Annotated in this window: 7 protein-coding genes; 3 read left to right on the forward strand and 4 right to left on the reverse strand. The window is 63.1% G+C overall.

Going from position 1 to position 17,218, the window contains the following annotated elements:
- Positions 1-23: 23 nt before the first annotated feature.
- Together HPY44_04840 and HPY44_04845 are read right to left on the reverse strand one after the other, a co-directional pair.
- The gene (locus HPY44_04840) at positions 24-3,710 is read right to left on the reverse strand and encodes a right-handed parallel beta-helix repeat-containing protein (protein ID NSW55316.1); all 3,687 of its coding nucleotides are present in this window, start codon (positions 3,708-3,710) and stop codon (positions 24-26) included.
- A 5-nt stretch (positions 3,711-3,715) separates the two neighbouring features.
- Positions 3,716-6,925, reverse strand: coding sequence for a glycoside hydrolase family 99-like domain-containing protein (locus HPY44_04845; protein ID NSW55317.1), 3,210 nt, complete (start codon positions 6,923-6,925; stop codon positions 3,716-3,718).
- Between the two features lie 152 nt (positions 6,926-7,077).
- Here HPY44_04845 and HPY44_04850 point away from each other — a divergent pair, with 152 nt between their 5' ends.
- From HPY44_04850 to HPY44_04860, 3 genes are all read left to right on the forward strand, one after another.
- On the forward strand, positions 7,078-10,503 hold the full coding sequence (locus tag HPY44_04850; GenBank protein NSW55318.1) for a carbohydrate binding domain-containing protein: 3,426 nt from the start codon (positions 7,078-7,080) through the stop codon (positions 10,501-10,503).
- A 14-nt stretch (positions 10,504-10,517) separates the two neighbouring features.
- The gene (locus tag HPY44_04855) at positions 10,518-10,751 is read left to right on the forward strand and encodes a hypothetical protein (protein NSW55319.1); all 234 of its coding nucleotides are present in this window, start codon (positions 10,518-10,520) and stop codon (positions 10,749-10,751) included.
- Positions 10,752-10,887: 136 nt separating this feature from the next.
- Positions 10,888-11,553 (forward strand): DUF1559 domain-containing protein, encoded by a 666-nt coding sequence (locus HPY44_04860; GenBank protein NSW55320.1) that lies wholly within the window; start codon positions 10,888-10,890, stop codon positions 11,551-11,553.
- A 1,944-nt stretch (positions 11,554-13,497) separates the two neighbouring features.
- On the opposite strand, the gene HPY44_04865 is transcribed toward HPY44_04860, so the two are convergent.
- Both HPY44_04865 and HPY44_04870 read right to left on the reverse strand, forming a co-directional pair.
- Entirely contained in the window at positions 13,498-15,327 is a 1,830-nt protein-coding gene (locus HPY44_04865) for an MBL fold metallo-hydrolase (protein ID NSW55321.1), read from the reverse strand.
- Between the two features lie 144 nt (positions 15,328-15,471).
- The gene (locus HPY44_04870; GenBank protein ID NSW55322.1) at positions 15,472-17,187 is read right to left on the reverse strand and encodes an ATP-binding protein; all 1,716 of its coding nucleotides are present in this window, start codon (positions 17,185-17,187) and stop codon (positions 15,472-15,474) included.
- Between the last annotated feature and the right edge of the window lie 31 nt (positions 17,188-17,218).

The raw sequence follows: 17,218 nt of genomic DNA on the forward strand, positions 1-17,218 counted from the left end.
AAGCTGCTCCTCTCGGTCCGAACTCACTGGGGTTTGCGGACGCCTGCGGTGATGCCGATGAGGATCGGCACGCCGCCGCCCTCCTCGGCCACCATCTCAACTTCGGTCACATCGCACCAGTCGTGGGGATTCACCCATGCCATCATGTACACGGAGACCTTCTCAAATGTCTGATTGCTCCCGCTCCAGGCCACCTGCGTTGTGGTCGGATACTCGCGGTCCAGTGGCAGGTGGGCGTTGGGATCGGACCAGTCGCGGATGTTCTCGCCGCCAATGACGCTGAGCGTCTCCGAAGTGCCGTCTCCGCGGCGGATGATGTACTTCCAGTGGGTCCTGCCGCTTCCCAGCCAGGCGCCGGAATGCAAGAAGTAAAGGACATCTGCCTTCTTTTTCACCGGGATGACTACCCGCGCCGGGAGGTCGCTCTGGGGCCGGAAACCGGACTTGAGCACCAGGCAGCCCAGCGGGGCGTTGATCTGGAATGGGACGCCGTTGAACTCCTGCAGCCCCGTGGGGAAACTACGCAGGTCGGTTGTCGGGCCCTGATCACTCCAGCCACCGATACCGTCGTCCGCTTTCTCATCCGCAAAGCCGCGGTTCATGAGAGCGGAGATATCAACCGGCGTGAATGCCAGGTTCTTTGGAACCGCCGGGCGCTCCACAATGCGCCGGGTGCCCGCGATCTCGTACGGGCCCATGTCCGGCCCATTGCCCAGGGGGCGTCTACGTCCACGGGCATCGAAGGGAACATCCGGAAGCAACTCGCCCTGGTCAACTCCCGGGGAGTCGGGCTGCAGGCGCAGGTCCATTCCTGGCGAGCGCTCGAAAACAGGCGCGGCGGAGATGGAGTGCTTGCCGAACCCTGAAGCTTCCCGCCAATTCTCCACGGTCGAGAACGCCGCCCCTCCGAATCCCCAGCGAACCAGTGGTACGCCGCCCGAGCTATACAGCAGGTTGTAGTCGGACTGGTTCCCATAGGTGTCCTCGTCAACTCCATTGCGGCGCAGGGAGAGCTGGCAGGACAGGTTGTTGACGAGGATGTTGTTGCGCACGTCCACATCGTGGGTGGACATGTAGACAGTCACGGACTTGCGTTCCCCGTAGTCCGAGACATCGGCGCTCTCGCGCCGGGCCCATTCGGCGAAGATACCGGCCGACTCATTGCGGTAGCACAGGTTATTGTAGACCTTGGTGTGGGGCGAGGAGGAGATGAAGATGCCGTTGCCACCTGAGCCGCCCTCGGTGCGCGTGGCCTGACAGTTCACCGGTGCATAGCCCTTCTTCTCAAGAGGACTCAGGTCGATCCCGGGCAGTGTGTTGCGATTGTTGGCGCACACATTGTTGCGGACGATCACGCCCCGGCTGATTTCCACCATGATCCCGGGGCCTTCGTTGTCGTGGCAGTAGCACCCCTCGATCACGCTGTCATTGCACGAGCCGTCGAACCACAGGCCGGGGCCATAATTGAAGGCGAACTCCGAGTTGCGCACGGTGGACTTGTTGAACCACGGGATGAGCTTGGCCCCGCCGCCATGCCAGCCGGGAGAGTATCGCCAATAGTTATTGTGGGTGACGACGCAGCCTTCGATAAGCTGGTTTTCGCCCACCCCCGCTCCCATCCCCGAATTGCCGCAGTACGAAGCTTCGCAGCGCAGGATACGGTTGTCGAAGCCCGACATGCTGATGCCCACAAAGTTTGCCCAGGTGACAATGCAGTCCTCAAGGCTGCAATCGAGCCCGCTGACGCCCGAGGAAGACCAGTTCGTGACCCCTGCCATGTTGAACTGGCGCATCTGGAAACCGCGCACGCGTACGTGGCGGCGACCCACGGTGATGCCCCAGCCGCGCACGGGCACTTCGACGCCGGGGTTATTCGGGTCGAAAGGCTCGCCGGTGTCCACAGGCCAGATGGTAATGGTCCCAGTGGACTCATCCCAGAAGCATTTGCCCTCTCGCAGCTCTTCGGGCGTCCGTACCCGGAGAAGCACGATGGCCTCATCGCGGATGCCGTCTCGCTGGAAGACTTCATGCACATTGGCCGAGACAAGCCGTCCGCCCACGGCAAACTTCCGGACGAACTCATCCGTCCAGCCGGTCTTCCGCCAGACTTCGCCGTCTTTCTCCCAACCCGTCACGACTTCGGAGCCCTTCACCACCACGGTCTCGCCGGGAGCGGCCTGCACGGTGATCGGCTTGTCGGGCCGACCGATCAGGTCGAGTACTACCGACTCCCGATACACGCCGCCCCGGACAGTAAGCGTGTCGCCGGGCAGGAGTTCCTTGACACCGCGATTGATGGTCTTGAACGGCTGCTCCCGGGTGCCAGGGTTGTCATCGGATGCATTCGGGGCGTTGGTGTCAACGAAGAACTCGACGGGCTCGGGGCGCGGCTCGGGAGCCGGCGGTGTGGAGAAGTCCGGCTTCACGGGATCGGTCGGCCCCGCCAGCGGGATTGCCGGGGTCTCGGCCTCAACCTGAGCGATGACCACGGGTTGTGCGGGTTCGGAGTCCTGAGCGGTGATCCAGTACCGGGCGCTGCGAGAGATGCGCAGTTCGTCGATCTCTGTGCCCGCTGACCCGATCCCGGCAAGAGTGGGGATGCGCGAGGGCAGCTTACCGGTGGCCCAGGACCGATTCGCTTCCTGCTTTGCACCAGTATGGGCGGTGTCCACGGGGAACCCGTCCAGAAAGAGAGTGTACCAGTCGGGGGTCCAGGAGACCGCAAGATGGTGCCAGTCTCCCGCGCCCCAGCGGTTGGCGTACTGCCAGTGTTGGGACTGGACGTTCCCCATGCTCTGCGCCCAGCCGTCAGAGGCGCTGAAAAGCACGTGGTTGTACCGGTCGCGCAGGATGGAGTACCCGAACCCGTCGGTACTCAGGGTGACCAGGAAGTGGTCATTGTTGTCCCGGCCCTCCCACGCGGGCCGGAACCAGAACTCGATCGTCCCGCCCTGCAACAGATCGCGATACCTCCCGGGCACCTGCAAGAGCTCTTCGGCGCCGATGCGGTAGGCCTGTCCCTGCACGCCGCCCACCAGTTGCCCCGTGAAAAGCGCGCCCTCGGCCAGCGGTGCGTCCCCGGTGGCTATGGCCAGCGTGGCGTCATCCGACACCACGGGAGCAGCGAGATCAGGAGCATTCACGCGCGTGCCCTCGATCTCAATCGAGACATCATCGAGGAGCGCTTTGCCTGCGCCGAGGGTGAAGCTGACGCCGGCGGCGCCTTGCGGCAGGGCGAAGTCGGCTTGGTATTCTACGTACCCCTTCGCGTCTGCGTTGCCTATCGCCTGGAAGGGTGGGTAGAGCATTTTCGCGGGGGCATCCGTGAGGACCAGCCCGACGGATAGCCCTGGCTTTCCGGTGGCCCAGACCCGAACCCTCCCTTTGGCCTCCTGGCGTGCGGGCAAGTAAGGCAGGAACACTTCGCCCGGCGCCAGTTCCAGCGCGCAGTTGCCGGAATGCGCCCTCTCGGGGTCCTCAACGAGCCGGATGGCGTGGTCTGTCTTGCGCGCCGCGATGGCCCCGTAGTTGATCTGCCAGACCTGGGGCAGACGCGGGGAGAGGTTGAGTTGCGCATCCGCTGCGGACCCACGGAAGGACTCGTTGACTGCCTCCGTGCGTTCGAAACCGCCATTGACATCGATCACATCCGCCTGTGTGGCGAAAGACGTGATGACCAGCAGTGCAGCGATACAGGTCGGCGCTCTCATCAAGCTCACTCTCCCGCGGGAGCATCTTGCGCCATCTTTGCAACCTCATCAGCAGATAGTGCCCGACTGTAAATGCGTACCTCGTCCAGAACACCGCGGAAATAAGCCCTGTGGCCCGCCTCGTAGTTGCCAATCGTCATGTTGTGCCCGTCCCAGTTGATCCTGCCCCTGCGTTCCATCTGTCCACAAGGCTTTCCGTCGGCAAACAGTCGGATCATCTCGCCGTTGCAGGTTCCGACCACATGTATCCAGCGCCCCACCGGCAGAGGCTCGGCGGAGACGAGATGGTGGCTCCAGCCGCTGACGGGCACTGCGAAACAAAGGCGTCCGCCGCTGGTCACACCCATCCGAAATCCCGCGTTCCCGGGCCCGTGGAGACTGTTGATGAACCACTTATCCTGTTGTCCCGGCTCACCGACTTTGATCCAGCAGGAGACTGTCAACTCGCGCATTTTGAATTTCAGGTTGGGTCCGGGGACGGTGACGGCGCCCCCGTCGCACACCAGCGCCTTGCCTTTCACGCCGGGCACTCGCGCCGCGTCGGTGATGAACCCACCCCGGCCGTTCCCGGTCCAGTCCCAGGCGTAACCCGTATCCTCAGGTTCGTCAAAGGTGTACCACGCCTCCAGATCAGCTTCGAGGCCGCTCTCGGCAACCATTCTCTGCGCGCAGTGGGCGATGCGCTCCTTGAACCCGCGGTAGAGGGAGTCATAGGGACCCAGGCCGAGGTCCTCGGGGACCAGGTCCACGTGCGGGGGGTCATCGGTGAAGGCCTTTCGGGCCGCGTCGAGGTAGCCGAACCCGTACTCGCGGTGCGGGGAGATATAATGGCCCTCGCCAAACTCGTTCCAGTTGTCGAGCAGGATCATCTTGCTGCCGAGGCTGGTTTCCGGGAAGCTCTGCGCCATAGCTTTCGCCCGTGAGCAGGCCTCGGAGAATTCCTCCGGGGTAAGGCGCCAGATGGAACTGCTGTAGTGCCAAGGAGTGGAATCCCAGCCCATGGAGACCGTGAGCACTTCCGGGATGATCCCTTGCTCCGCGTGCTTCTTCCAATAGCGTTCCTGCGCTTCGATTGCCTCCCGGCCGGTGGGTCTTTCGGCGGACATGGGCCAGCAGTAGGCGAAGGTGTAGTCGAGCCCCTCATCGGCCATGAGTTGCAGGGGACGGGGGTCGGTGCCCCGATACTCACCCAGGAGAATTAAGCCGGCAAACCCCGCATCCACGCAGGCTTGTCGCGCCTTGTTCAAGGCCATACGCACATTTTCTACACTGCCGAGGTCGTCCACGAGGTATTCCGGGCGGTAAATGAACAAGACGGGTTTGTTGTCGATCTTGAGGTACTCGGGGCGCTTGAAGTAGTTGTCGATCCACCAGGGCAGGAGGTTTGTCAGGAAGTCCTCCTCGGACGCAACGCCGGATCGCCCGCGTGCCTGGTTCTCCCACATGATGGTGAACTTGAACTGGTCGCGGTAGCGCGCGTTGAATAGGCCGTCGTGAATGGCATGGCCCAGGAACTGCTCCACCGGCCCTCCCTGTGACGCCCGGTACCAGCAGTAGACGAAGAAGTTGATCCCGTGATCCAGCGCCCACTTGATCTCCCAGTCGGTCACTTCGGGATTGTGCTCGTCATACCAGCTTAGCGCCGGTTCGCGCTCGGGAAATGGTTCGATGAGTTCCCAGCCGCTGCCCCGTGCCCCCTGCTTCCACAGCGGGCAGTAGTGCGCACCCACCAGGATGTCGCTCTTCGGTGGTTGGGGCGCGGGCACATAGTCGGCCTTTGGCACATCCACCGCCGGGTCGAAACGGATGGGCCACGTTGACTGGCTGCTTTCCGCACCGTCTACTGAGATTCTCAGGCCGAACTGCACGATGCCGGGGGTCTCGGCGCGCACGGTCCAACTTGCTTCGCCACGCGCGAGATGGGGCAGGGATGCGATGAGCTGGGGGTTGCCTTCGAGGACCTCCACGCCCGGGGGAGGATCGAGTTGCAGCGTCACATCGTGCGCGATCCCGCCATAGTTGGTGACCTCTGCGCGGATCTGCGCTTCCCTGCCCGCGCGAATGATGGGCCTGCCAGACAGCACTCGTAGCGGCACCACCTCAGCCTGCACTTCGGGGGTGGCGGCAACGGTGAGGGAGGCCAATCGTGTCTCTGCCTCCCGGTCGGACGGCACCAGCGCCAGCATGAGCAGGTCGCCGCTCCACTGGGGCACGTCGCTCAGGTCCACGACGTAGGAATGCATCTTCCCGTCCGCGCGCAGGGGGATGACCGCCGCGCCCGGTCCGGCCGAGGTCTGGAAGAGCAACTTGCCCCGGTTCCCGGTGCTCACGCTCATTCGAAGGGAGACGAATGGCTTGTCGCCCACCGGAAGCTGCAGCCTGCGGTGAGCAATGCCGGGTTCACTGGGCGCGGTTTTCAGCAGCAGCCCTTCCGGCGTCGCACTGACTTCGCCCGAGACCCGCTGCCAGTGTTCAGGGAGAAGTCGCGCCTCAGTGGTTCTTGGCCCCTGGGGATCTGGGGCCAGGCCGAACTGGGCGCCGAGGACCTCGGTGGCAGAAAGCGCACGGTCGTACAGGCGAACCTCGTCGATCACTCCCTTGAAACCCGCGGGGGCCCACTTGAAGGGCAGGCCCACCAGAAGAGGCTCCCGTCCGCCTGTGACCCGCCCCGGCCTGCTTTGGCTGTACTCCTGCCCATTCACCCAGAGGCTGGCCATGCTGCCGTCCCAGGAAGCAACTGCGTGGTACCACTGGCCCGCCTCCAGGATAGGGCCGCGCACCCGGGGCTCCAGGCTGCCATTGAGGTCAGGGAAGAAGGACAGCCTACGCGCCTCACCGGGCGGGTCGATGCGCAGCATGAACACGCCTGCGAGGTTCACCACGCTCGCGTTTTCGGAGACCGTATCCGGCCGGAACCACAGGTCCACGGTGAATCCCCTGGACAGGTCGGGCACGCTCCCCGACGCAAGAGTCAGGCCACCTTTGCCCGAAAGCACCAGCCCAAGCCCGTGTCGCCCCTCTCCGCTTTGCGCTTCTACGGCCTGAGCATCGCGTCCGTGCTCCGAACTGTCCTTGCCCAGCGCTGCGGGGTCTTCGAAACGGTACCAGGCGAAGGGCGTGCTGTCGGCCTGGCACCAGCACGGCAGCACAATGAGCATCGTGAGCACCACCAGTCGCAGTATGACATCGGGCATCCTGGCCCCCTTGCGTCCCATCCGGTAAGCCTCCTTCGTCGAACTCAGACGTGCTGAGGGAACGTCAACGCATGCGCGGGCGTTGGTCCCAAGGAATCCGCATTATCGGCGGTGAACAGACTCGGGTCATATTTCCGTCTGCGCGCTCACAGACCTTCAAATGGAGGAACATCATGCCGCGGTTTGTTGCCCTGATGCTCTTGTTGCTCTTGCCCCTGTTGGTGTCCGCCCAGCAGGAGTTGGTCTTCGAAGCGGAGGACGTTTCCTCACCTTCGGAGGCCTGGGCGAAGGATATCACGCCCAAGGACCGCTGGAATCTGTGGTCGAAGGACAAGGACGCGGAGCTCAAGTGGTCCGGCGGCAAGGTCTTGCAGTCCCCACAGGTGATGCAGGACCGTGAGAAGCCGGAGGACGGGGCTCCAGTGCTCCACGTGGTCCTCGAGAATATCCCCGACGGGCGCTACCAGGTGGTGCTCAAGTATGGGCGCGCCCTGGCGGCATCTCTCGACCAGGAGAAGTGGATCAACCTGTCCAATACGGGCGGCGAACTCGGGCGCTTCGACATCACTGGCGGAAAGTTCGAGTTCTGGGTGGACGACCGGTTCGCGGACGCCAACAGCCCCGGGTTCACGTACTTCGACAACATTCGGCTCATCCCGCTCATGGCCGAAAAGAACGGCGTCACCAACGGGGACTTCCAGGCAGGCAATGATATGCCCGGCAGCGGCTGGAGCTGGTTCTCCCGGGAACAGAAGGGTGGCGTGACTTTCTCCGATGAGGGCCGCAACGGATCGCGCTGTGCACTGATCACTCACGAGGGCGAGCGCGACTACGCCTTTACCAACGCCGGCAGGCTCAACGTAGAGCCCGGGCAGACCTGGGTCGCTTCCGCATGGATGAAGTGCGAAAACACCGACAGTGCAGACCTGGCCATCGTGGCGCTTTCGGGCGGCAAGCTGGTGAGCTGGAGTATCGGCTCGGACGGCGTCTACGGCACCACAGATTGGAAAAAGGTGCAGGCCGAAGCGTATATCCCCCAGGGCGTGGACCAGATCCACGTGCGGGTGGTGGGCAGTGGCAATGCGAAGGTCTGGGTCGATGACGTCGCTTTCGAGGCCAGCACTACTCCCCAGCGCGTGCGGCCGAAGGGGCCGGTGAATGGCTGGGCAAAGGAGCGCGTGGAAGAGCAGATCACCCGCGGACTGGTCGCTCTGCCCAGGGAGGATGGCAGCGTCTACGTGGGCTGGCGGCTGCTCAAGAACGATCCGCCGGACATTGCTTTCAACGTCTATCGGGCCGCCGGACGGATGCTCCCGGTAAAGATCAGTGAGCAGCCGGTCACGAAGACCACGGACTTCATCGACATGGACCCACCCCGGGGCATCGACTTCTCCTACTGGGTGAAGCCCGTGGTGGACGGCAAGGAAGGCGTGCCTTCCGACCAGGCCTTCCTTCCCGCCGATCCAACGCCCACCGGTTATGTATCCATCAAGCTGGACGGTGACTACAGCTTCCAGAAGTGCGGGATCGCCGATCTCGACGGCGACGGCCGGTATGACTACGTTCTCAAGCAGCCCGGCGATAACATTGACCCGTACCAGGGCTACTGGACCCCCAGCCCAGACACATACAAGCTCGAGGCATATACCAGTGACGGCGAGTTCCTTTGGAGGAAGGACCTGGGCTGGGCGATTGAGCGTGGAATCTGGTATTCACCGTGTCTCGTGTTCGACTTCGACGGTGACGGCAAGGCCGAAGTCGCCGTGAAGACCGGTGACGGCGATCCGCGCGATCCTGATGGTCGCGTACGCTCCGGCCCGGAATATATCTCGATTCTTGACGGCATGACCGGCGAGGAGAAGGCACGCGCAGACTGGCCCTCGCGACAGGGATTTGGCGGCGGACTGAATGGCTATAACTACGCGTCGCGCAACCAGTTGGGTGTAGGCTACCTCGACGGCAAGACGCCCTGCCTGCTGGTGGCACGGGGCACTTACACCGTCATGAAGGTGGACGCCTATCAGTACCACGACGGAAAGCTGGAACTGCTCTGGAGCTTCGACAGCCGCGACGAGGTCGGTCCTTACGCCGGGCAAGGCGCCCATTTCATGCACTCGGCCGACGTGGACGGTGACGGCCGTGATGAGGTCATCCTTGGTTCCAGCGTCATCGACGATGATGGCAAGGGGCTGTGGACAACGGGCCTCGGTCATCCGGACAAGTGTTATGTGGGGGACATCGACCCCAACCGCCCGGGCATGGAGATCTTCTACGTCATCGAGCCACGGCGGAAAGAGAATGGCGTCTGTCTGGTGGATGCAGCCACGGGCGAGATTATCTGGGGGACCAGTTTCGAGACTTTCCACGTTGGTTCAGGTATGGCGGCGGACATCGACCCGACAAAGCTAGGCATGGAATGCTGGGCATGCGAGGACCCCAAGGGCGACCCTGCCGGGCTGAAGTATAACAACAACCCGCCGCGCTGGATTTTCTCCGCCTCCGGCGAGTTGCTGGGGCAGGAGGAGAAGGTCCCGTCGATGATCACTGCATACTGGGACGCGGACGGCCTGCGCGAACTGGTGGGCGGCGGACGGATCTACAAGTACCGCGGGCAGACCGTGGCCCAGGGCATCCAGGGGAGCCAGGTGATATGGGCGGATGTCCTCGGCGACTGGCGCGAGGAGATCATCACCAGCGTCAAGGGTGAGATGCGCATCTATTCCACCACCATCCCTGCCAGTGATCGACGCGTCTGCCTCATGCAGGACCCCGTCTACCGTATCGACACCGCTAACAACGCCATGGGGTACAATCAGCCGCCGATGACCAGCTACTTCATGGGCCAAAGCGGCGCGGTGCTCTGGATGGACACGGGCTCTGCATCAATCCGCTTTGGACAGCCGCGAGAAGTCAATGTGGTGCTTGAAGCCCCGGCGAAGCAGGCGGTCCAGGGCACCGTTGTTCTCACAGGCAGCGACGACCTGACAATTGCGCCTGGGCAGGTCGAGATCAACGCTCCCGCCGGGGGCAAAGCGGAAGCCACCTTTACCGTTTCCCTCCGCGATAGGCCCGCCTTCCTGGCGGGGGTGAAGAGCCTGGCCTTGACCGCGACGCTAACCGCGGATGAGCCCCTCCAGGCGAGCGCGTCCCTGCGCGCCGAGGATGAACTTCCCGAAGGTGCGTTGGTGGTGGAAGCCGAGAGTTTCACGGCGCAGGAGGGTGGGGAGGTCCAAATCCGCGAGGACAAGGTGGGGCACTCCGGCAAGTCTTTCTCTCACTGGGACGCTGCCGGTCACGCGCTGACATGGAAGGCAGAGGTGCCGGCAGACGGCGAGTATATGCTGGTCGTGCGCTACTGCTCCACCTGGGACGTGGACCGGGAGATTGCCATCGACGGTGGTCAGCGGGTGAAACAGAGGTTCGTGTCCACTGGCGGCTTCAGCAGCACATCCAGCGACTGGCTGCACGCTCCCGTCAAGGATGCGGACGGAAAGACGGCATTGCTGTCCCTGAAGGCCGGCGAACATATCATCGAGATGGTGAATACCGACGGCAAGGGGATGAACCTGGACTACATCGCCCTGGTACCGAAGGGCTGAAAGGAGTCGATACGATGTCGGACGGCACTGAAGCCACACTCATCGCAACCTGCGCAGACTACCTCAAGACGACTTACGGCGAGGAACTGCTGGAGTGGGACATCCTGGACAACTCTGTGGACAATGGCAACGGCCGCCTGCGGATGGAGTGCGTTGTGCGGGCAGGCGCGAGCCGGTCCCGGTGGCAGAAGACCTTCACCTTCAAGAACGGCAGGGTCACGAATATGACGTGGCAATACCTCGGGTAATGCATGCAAGAGGGCCGGTCCTTCAGTAATGAAAGACCTTGCTCAAAGCTTCTCTTTTCTGTAAGATGCAGGGGTCCAGGTGGCGCTCCAATTGTGTGGAGCGCCACCGTTATCTCTCCAGGAGGTCCTTTGCGCAATGGTTCGACGTTCCGGCTTCACTCTCATTGAACTGCTCGTGGTCATCGCCATCATAGCCATACTCGCCGCGATCCTCTTTCCCGTGTTTGCGAGGGCGCGGGAGAAGGCCCGTGCCGCGTCCTGCCAGTCCAATCTCAAACAGATCGGCATCGCCTGGGCCATGTACATCCAGGACTACGACGAAACGCTGCCGGGCTTGTACACCGTGACCCCGGGGCTTTCCGGAGGGTACTTCCACACACCCGAGGTCCTCAACCCCTACGTCAAGAATGTGCAGCTGTGGCTTTGCCCCTCGGACAAGTCCTCCTACCAGGCTTTCCAGGACCCGCCTGGTCTGAACATCAACTACGGCTACAACCAGAGCCGGTTCGCCCAGGCCTCAGTCCAGTTTGACGGCTTCCTTCCCCTGGCCAAGATCGACGACCCTGCCCAGACCATCGTCTTCATGGACGACACAAACCTGTATGCCGGGCCTTACAACCCCTACGTTCCGGTAGGCTACAATCCGGCGGAGAATGTGCCCAACGACCCGACGCAGGCCAACACTGCAAGCTGCCGCGCGGTCCCGCGCCACAATGACATGTACAACATCCTCTTCGCGGATTCGCACGTGAAGACGATGAAGGACACCCAGTACCGCCACTGGTCCTACTGGACCGACTAACCTTCTGGCTCTCGCCCCATCACCCTGCAAACACGCGCAGCACGGCGACCCTTCGCCGTGCTGCGCTGATTCGTATGCCGGGCATGTTCATGATCTCGGAGGTGGAAGTCCTCTACGGTATCGGAGACCGTAACCGTTAAGCGAAGGCAAGGGCGTCGCCGCGAGGCGGGGTCTGAAAGAAGCCTTAGCCACAGCCACGACCTGACGAACAGAAATCGGATAGAAGGCATCGAGCGCCGGGTGAGCTGGCGAACGACAGTGAAACCCGAGGTCTCCAAAGGCGGCCCGGTGTAAATCCGGCAGGTGCGGGGCGAAAGATCATGGGCTTATCCCGGGAGATCTGCCTGTCTGCCACAGATGTGGCTACCTGATCGGCAACGGTCGGGGATGGGCGGGCAGAAGTCAGCAAAGGCCATAGTACCTCGCCGTGTGAGGGAAGGGCTGAACACCAGCTACAAGGACCCACGTGAGGGATCGGACACGTCATGCGGCAGAAAACCAGGCAACTGGCCTTCGACTGGGGGGAGGACGGTGAATTCCGTCCGGGCCTCAGTGAAGGGCTCGACACGTGCCTGCCGCCTTCACGCACGGGAGCCTTGGCGCACGGCCTGATGGAGGCTGTGGTTGCCGCCGACAATATGCGGCAAGCTCTGAAGCGCGTCTGCGCGAACAAGGGCAGCCCCGGCGTCGACGGGATGAGGGTCGACGAATTGAAGGGCTACCTGACGGGCGCGTGGCCGCAAATCCGCAAGGCCCTGCTGGAGGGGACATATCGCCCGCAGCCGGTGAAGCGAGTGGACATTCCGAAGCCGGATGGCGGGACACGACAGCTGGGCGTCCCGACAGTGTTGGACCGGCTGATCCAGCAGGCGCTGCTGCAAGTGTTGTTCCCGCTGTACGAGCCCACGTTTTCTCCCCACAGCTACGGCTTCCGTCCGGGCAGAAACGCCCACCAGGCTGTGGAAGCGGCCCGCGGATACGTGGCGGAAGGGAAGATGTGGGTGGTGGACCTCGACCTTGAGAAGTTCTTCGACCGGGTGAACCACGACGTGTTGATGGGCCTTGTCCGGCAGCGCATCGGCGACCGGCGCGTGCTGCGCCTGATCCGCCGGTACCTGCAGGCCGGTGTCCTGTTCAACGGCGTGGTGACGGACCGGTACGAGGGCACACCTCAGGGCGGTCCGCTGTCTCCGCTGCTTGCCAACATCCTGCTGAACGAGTTGGACAGGGAGCTGGAGCGCCGAGGCCATTGCTTCTGTCGGTACGCCGACGACTGCAACATCTACGTCGGCAGCCGACGCGCGGGCCTTCGCGTGATGAGTTCGGTGACGGAGTTCCTGGAACGCAGGCTGCGATTGCGAGTGAACCGCGACAAGAGCGCGGTTGCCCGTCCGTGGCATCGCAAGTTCCTTGGCTATCGGATCATCCTGCAACGTGAAGTGCGCCTGACCATCGCCCCGGAAAGCCTGCAGCGCGCGAAGCACAAGATACGTTGCCTCACGCGCCGCAATCGGGGAGTGAGCCTGGAGCGAGTGCTGCAAGAGCTGCGGACGTTCACCGACGGTTGGGTGACGTATTTCCGCTACGCGCGCAGCCCTTCGCTGTTCAGGGAGTTGGATCAATGGATCAGGCGTCGCCTGCGGTGCTACGTATGGAAGCAGTGGAAGAAACCTCGAAACCGAGCGCGGGAACTGATGAAGGCGGGCGTGGCCCCGGACCTGGCCTGGAGGACGGCCTATAGTGGGGCGAGGCTGTGGCGTATGGCGGGAAGCCGCGCCCTGACCCAAGCACTGAGCAATAGACGACTTCGGAACTGGGCTATCACAGCCTACTTGAACGGTACGAGGCGCTTGCCGCTGCGTGAACCGCCCGGTGCGGACCCGCATGCCGGGTGGTGTGGGAGGCGGGGTCGGCAACGACCCCGCCTACCCGATACCAGACCGGTTATCCTGCGATGTCGACGAAGGCCTCCGTCGCCTGTCCCATGCGCTCGTTCCCGAGGGTCACGTCTGCGGCGATGGCCACGCGTGGCAGGCCCTTGTAACGCTGGCTCACGGAAAGCTCGAACTTGACTGTCCCCTCCTGTCCGGGCGCCAGCTTGACCTCGCGTGAGGATGGCTCGAAGGCTATCTGGCCCGGCCCGGCCATGGCGACGCGAACAGAGACCGGCTCCTGCCGGGGGTTCGTGATCTCCACGGTCAGCTTTGCCTTGCCGCCCCGTCTGGCCTCGATCTGGTAAGGCCGAATGCGCACCCAGTAGGGGTTGATGGCATCCAGCCCCGCATCCTCCGGCAGGATGCGGCGGAAGAGGGTGCGAAGCTGCTGGGTGTGCTGGCGCAGCGACGCGAACTCGTCGGCATGCGGCACCCACGGCTCACCGTGCCCGGGGGCGATGATATCCGCTCTCAGGCCCATCAGCCGATGCGCGCACTCCTCGTGGCTGCCGAAGCGCAGGTTGTTGCGCATAATGACGGGGCATGCCAGATGATTGCCTATGCGCTGCAGGCTGTCGCCGGTGAACAGCACGCGTTTTCCGTCGACGTGGAGCAATACCAACGAGTGGTACTCAGTCTGGCCGGGGAAATGCCATGCCTGTAGCCGGAATCCTTTCCATTCAAATTCCTCACCGTCAGCCAGCGTGCGCGCCACCGGAATTGGCGTGGGTAGCAGGCACAATTCGCTGTAGCGTTCGGGGTGTTCGAGAATGTCCTGAAGCACCTCGGATGCCCAGACCTCGGTGCCAAAGCGCCTCCGCAAGTAGGGGAACCCGGCAACGTGGTCATCGTGGTAATGGGTCGGTATCGCCACATCGACGGACTTGAGGCCGTGGCGGTTCTGCAGTTCCCACAGCCCATGGTCGACATACCTCGTTGTCTCCCAGGGCTCGCGGTACGTCTCGTGCATCCCGAAATGCGGACCATCCGGGGTCCCATGATCGATGAAGAGCGCCTGGCCGTTTTCCGCGACCAGGGCATACCATGCGCAGCATGCCTGCGGGAAGGCGAACAGGTGCTCGGTAATCTGGACCGGCCGCTGGAGGCAGGGAAGCTCCGAGCCCGTGCGCCAGCGGTACCACGCACGGGCGTTGTCCTGAAGCGCACGCAGAGCCGGCCGGGCATTGGGGATGGGCTCTCCGTGGGATGGGCAGATCAGCTCCACAGGTTCGCGTTGGAGTCGGATTGCCGAATAAGCGGTCTGGTCGGCGCCCTCACATCCGCCGTAGTTGTGCTCCAGATCATGCAGGCTCGGAAACCTGCCGTCGTCGCAGAGAAGGTCGCCGGTAAAGGCCACTTGTTGGCCATCGATTTCGCAGAGCAGCGAGCACGCGCCGCGGGTGTGTCCGGGAGTGGGGATGATGTGGAACTCAAAGCCCCGCCAGCGGAAGATCTCGTAGTCCTGAAGCGGCTGATCCACAGGCAGGTCAGTCAGGCGTGTCTGCACAGTGCTGCGGCCATTGTAGCTGTCATAGACGGGGCGACTCTGCATGTACTGCGAAGCATGCTCGAAGAGGAAGCGCTCATGTTCGGGAACCGCGACCCGCGCCCCCTTGCTGACCAGCTTTTCTGCGCCCTGGTTCTGATCGCGGTGGTGGTGGGTGAACAGCAACCACTCCACCTCCTCCACACCCAGGCCGCGCAGGCGCGCGGTGAACCCGGCGTCCCCGCAGTCGATGACCAGGGCCCGGCTTCCTTTGCGGATCAGATAGGCATTGCAGGTGTCGCGCAACAGGTACAGGTGCTCCGACAGCCGAATCGGCTCGGTGACCTGGGCCACGTGGCCTCCCTCCCGGCGCCACTCCCCAGACCGTGCTGGCCGGCATCCGCGGCGTGCCGACCCGTTCCCGGTATTGGGGTTGGATCTGTCGCGTCCGCCCGGTACGTCGCTGCTCCCTGGTCCCCGCCCCCGTTGTGCCCCTCGTCAGATCCCCATCCTCATGCGCAGTTCCTCCAGTTCCCGGTGGAGGACCCCACTCTCCAGGGCCCCGACGTAGGCCTCGGGGAGGAGGGAACGAGACGTGCATGAAAGCACCGACAAGAGCTCCATGAGCCGGATCTGGTCGGCGTTCGAAGTGGTCGGAGGGATGTAATCGCCAACGGCGAAGGTCAGGTCATCCGGGCTGACGCTTTCACGCCCGTCGAAAACTGCCTTGCGCTGGGCGATCCGCACGACTTCCTTCAGATCTGCGCCCGAGTAACCCGCAGTCTGGTCGGCGGCGGCACCGAGGTCCTCCACACAGTGGGGTACCTTGAGGGATCGGAAGGTTACCTCAAAGATGGCCTTGCGGGCGTCCCGGTCCGGCAGGAGGAACGGTAGTTTGAGGTCGAACCGTCCCGCCCGAAGGGTCGACGGGTCGATTAGATCCGGACGGTTGGTCGCCGCCCCGAACAGGATTTTTCCCTGGTGGCGTTCGTCGCTGAGGAAGGCGTTGAACATCGCGAAGACGCGCCGGCTTACCCCGCTGTCCGAGTCGCTGGTGACCCGTCGGCCGTACGACTGGTCGAACTCGTCGATGAAGACGAAAACGGGCGACAACGCCTCCAGATAGTGAAAGAGCTTCTCGAGGTTGGATTCAGTCGCGCCAACGTACTTGCTGAAAACGTTCTTGAGCTGGACGAATGGGATCCCGCAGTCTTTGGCAAAGCACTCCATGCAGAAGGTTTTCCCGCAACCAGGCGGGCCGGTGAGCAGGATGCCTTTCGGGACTACCGCCGTCTTTCCGGAACGAAGTGCCTCGGCGGTGCGCAGGAGAATCTCTTTCTGCTTATCCACGCCGGCGAGGGCCTCCAGCCCCATCCGGGGCATGGTGAACTCCACCAGGTCCCCGATTTCTATTTCAATGGCTCGGCGCTTCCATTCAGCAACTAGCTCGAACGTCACCTGGCGTTGCTGACGTATGGCGCCACGCAGGAGCGACCCCACCTGAGTGAGTGACAGCCCATTGGTGATCTCGGCCAGCACTTCGGGTGTCATGGCCAGTTCGGGCCGCGAATCTCCCAATGCTTCCAGCTCGAACTCCACGTACCGGGCCCGGTCGCCTTTCTCTGGCATCGGGATCTCAACGACTTCGGTCCGCGATGCCCGAGCGTACAACTCTTCGCTCACGTCCGCCAGTGATGCGGCAATCAGGAATACGAAACTGTTGCGGCGCAGGAGTCGAGGGTCGTCACCGAGCTGGCGGAGCATGGTGACGAGGCGCCGCTCGTCGAAACTCATGAACCGCGCCTCCTCGCGGGGCGCGATCTTGTCCAGGTAATCCACGATCAGCGCCACGCCGTTGCGCGAAAAGAGATACTCCTGCAAGAGTGGGAGCGCAACGGCGGGCTTGATGATCTCCTCGTCGGTGGGACGGCCGCCGGATTGCCTGCGGTAGACCTGGAGGAATGCGTCGAACTCCCGCTGTGTTTCGGGCTGCGGGAACTGCATGCCGCGGCTGATGTCGTAGACGACGACTTTCTTGTCTGCGCAGAAAGCGTGTTCCAGAAACTCCGGCAACTGCAGATACCTGCCGGAGTAAGGGAAACGATCGCGCACGCCGTGCAGGATGAAGACGGAGGCGTTTGCGGACATATATGAGTCGCGGATCTGAGTTACCCACGCCGGCATGTTGCCCGAAGTGGCCGTGACTTCCTGCATCTGTGCTTCCTCGTGGCGGTCGTGGTATTCC

Source organism: Armatimonadota bacterium, assembly GCA_013314775.1.
GTDB lineage: Bacteria > Armatimonadota > Zipacnadia > Zipacnadales > JABUFB01 > JABUFB01.

Coding starts and splice junctions, on each gene's coding strand:
- HPY44_04845 (NSW55317.1), bottom strand. CDS start 6,925: ATGGGACGCAAGGGGGCCAGGATGCCCGATGTCATACTGCGACTGGTG.
- HPY44_04850 (NSW55318.1), top strand. CDS start 7,078: ATGCCGCGGTTTGTTGCCCTGATGCTCTTGTTGCTCTTGCCCCTGTTG.
- HPY44_04870 (NSW55322.1), bottom strand. CDS start 17,187: ATGCAGGAAGTCACGGCCACTTCGGGCAACATGCCGGCGTGGGTAACT.
- HPY44_04840 (NSW55316.1), bottom strand. CDS start 3,710: ATGAGAGCGCCGACCTGTATCGCTGCACTGCTGGTCATCACGTCTTTC.
- HPY44_04855 (NSW55319.1), top strand. CDS start 10,518: ATGTCGGACGGCACTGAAGCCACACTCATCGCAACCTGCGCAGACTAC.
- HPY44_04860 (NSW55320.1), top strand. CDS start 10,888: ATGGTTCGACGTTCCGGCTTCACTCTCATTGAACTGCTCGTGGTCATC.